We start from the raw sequence: 2,360 nt of genomic DNA, 5'->3' as shown, positions 1-2,360 counted from the left end.
GCCGGGCCGGCCGCCACCATGTACGTCTGCGGGATCACGCCCTACGACGCCACCCATCTCGGCCACGCCGCAACCTATCTGGCGTTCGATCTGATCCACCGGCTGTGGCTGGACCTCGGACACGAGGTGCACTACGTGCAGAACGTCACCGACGTCGACGATCCACTGTTCGAGCGGGCCAATCGCGACGGCATCGACTGGCGCGACCTCGCTGCCCGCGAGGTCGCGCTGTACCGCGACGACATGACCGCTCTGCGGGTGTTGCCGCCACGCGAATACGTGGCGGCAACCGACGCGGTGGCCGAGGTCGTCGAGCTCGTCGAGAAGATGCTGGCCTCCGGGGCCGCGTACGTCGTCGACGATGCCGAATTTCCCGACGTGTACTACCGCGCCGACGCCACGCTGCAGTTCGGCTACGAGTCCGGCTATGACCGCGACACCATGCTGACGCTGTTCGCCGAGCGCGGCGGCGACCCGGACCGGTCCGGCAAGTCCGATCAACTCGACGCGTTGCTGTGGCGTGCCGAGCGGCCGGGAGAGCCGAGTTGGCCGTCGCCGTTCGGCCCCGGTCGGCCGGGTTGGCACGTCGAGTGCGCGGCGATCGCGCTCAGTCGTATCGGCAGCGGCCTGGACATTCAGGGCGGCGGCAAAGATCTGATCTTCCCGCACCACGAATTCACTGCCGCGCACGCCGAATCCGTCAGCGGCGAAAGGCGTTTCGCGAGGCACTACGTGCATGCCGGCATGATCGGCTGGGACGGCCACAAGATGTCCAAGAGCCGTGGCAACCTGGTGCTGGTGTCGGGTTTGCGTGCCGAGGGTGTGGATCCCGCCGCCATCCGACTGGGCCTGCTGGCCGGCCACTATCGCGCCGACCGCGACTGGGGGCCGCAGGTCCTGCAGGACGCCAACGACCGGCTGCAGCGGTGGCGCACCGCCACCGCATTGCCGGCCGGCCCGGACGCAGCGGACCTGATCGCCCGGCTGCGCCAGTACCTCGCCGACGACCTCGATACGCCCAAAGCGCTTGCTGCACTGGATGGTTGGACTACCGATGCGCTGGAATACGGTGGCCACGACGCTGCGGCGCCGCGCGCGGTCGCCGCGGCAGTGGATGCGCTGCTTGGAGTTGACCTGTCAGCACCGCGGCACTAAGAGGTAGGTTGCCGCCATGACGTCAGTTGATTCGCAAGTCGTATTCATCACCGGTGGCGGCCAAGGCATCGGTGCCGAGGTGGCCCGCCGGTTGCACGCCAAGGGCGCCAAGCTGGTGCTGACCGACCTGGACGAGGCGGCGCTGGCTGAAAGGACCGCCGAATTCGGCGGCGAGGAACACGTCCTGACCGTGGTTGCCGACGTCCGCGATCTCGCCGCCATGCAGGCGGCGGCCGCCAAGGCCGTCGAGACCTTCGGCGGTATCGACACCGTCGTCGCCAATGCCGGCATCGCCAGCTACGGCTCGGTGCTGCACGTCGATCCGGAGGCGGTCAAACGGGTGCTGGACGTGAACCTGCTCGGCGTCTTCCACACCGTGCGGGCCGCACTGCCGTCGATCATCGAACGCCGCGGCTACGTCCTGGTCGTCTCGTCGCTGGCCGCGTTCACGGCGGCCCCGGGAATGGCGCCCTACGACATGTCCAAGGCCGGCAACGAGCATCTCGCGAACGCGCTGCGGCTCGAAGTCGCCCACCTCGGCGTGAGCGTCGGCTCGGCGCACATGTCCTGGATCGACACCGCGCTGGTTCGCGACACCCAGAAAGACCTGCCGGTGTTCCGCGAGCAGTTGGCGAAATTCCCGTGGCCGTTGAACAAGACCACGTCGGTGGACAAGTGCGCCGCGGCATTCGTCGACGGCATCGAGCACCGCAAGAAGCGGGTCTACTGCCCGGGCTGGGTGGGAGTGTTCCGCTGGTTGAAGCCGTTCCTGTCGACCCGGTTCGGCGAGGGTCCGATCCTCAAGACCGCCGGCGGGCAGGTCACCCAGATGGACGAGGAAGTCAAGGCGCTCGGCAGGTCGGTCAGCGCGCACACCCAGCAGCTGGAGAAGTCCTAACGCCCGAAGCCCGGCCGGCGTCGGCGCAGGTAGCGCTCGAACTCGGCGGCCAGCGCGTCGCCGTCGATCTTGCCCAGCGCCTCGGTCATGTCGACCTCTGCGTCACCCCGCTGCTCCAGTGACTGCACGTACTCGGCGATCTCGTCGTCGTCGGCCGTCATCTCGGTGACCGCCTGCTCCCACTCCTCGGCCTGGGCCGGCAGATCAGCCAGCGGCACCTCGATGTCGAGCACATCCTCGACGCGGCGCAGCAGCGCGACGGTCGCTTTCGGGTTGGGCGGTTGCGACACGTAGTGCGGGACGGCCG

Annotated in this window: 3 protein-coding genes; 2 read left to right on the top strand and 1 reads right to left on the bottom strand. The window is 68.5% G+C overall.

Translation table 11 applies throughout. The features are described 5' to 3' along the window. Together mshC and VGH54_RS11490 are read left to right on the top strand one after the other, a co-directional pair. A partial coding sequence (gene mshC, locus VGH54_RS11495; RefSeq protein ID WP_331512113.1) for a cysteine--1-D-myo-inosityl 2-amino-2-deoxy-alpha-D-glucopyranoside ligase occupies nt 1-1,155 on the top strand: 1,155 nt, incomplete at its 5' end. Between the two features lie 16 nt (nt 1,156-1,171). Next, nucleotides 1,172-2,053, top strand: coding sequence for an SDR family oxidoreductase (locus tag VGH54_RS11490; protein ID WP_331512112.1), 882 nt, complete (start codon nt 1,172-1,174; stop codon nt 2,051-2,053). Here the strand turns inward: VGH54_RS11490 and VGH54_RS11485 are convergent. Further along, the coding region (locus VGH54_RS11485) for a PAC2 family protein (RefSeq protein ID WP_331512111.1) at nt 2,050-2,360 on the bottom strand (311 nt) is incomplete at its 5' end. The genes VGH54_RS11490 and VGH54_RS11485 overlap by 4 nt on opposite strands.

This window comes from Mycobacterium sp. (genome assembly GCF_036488105.1).
Lineage (GTDB): Bacteria > Actinomycetota > Actinomycetes > Mycobacteriales > Mycobacteriaceae > Mycobacterium.
The sequence above is the reverse complement of the archived record's forward strand: the minus strand, read 5'-3'. Positions and strand labels throughout refer to the sequence as shown.

Excerpts from the sequence above, each read along its gene's own strand:
- VGH54_RS11490 (WP_331512112.1), top strand. The coding sequence starts at position 1,172 with ATGACGTCAGTTGATTCGCAAGTCGTATTCATCACCGGTGGCGGCCAA.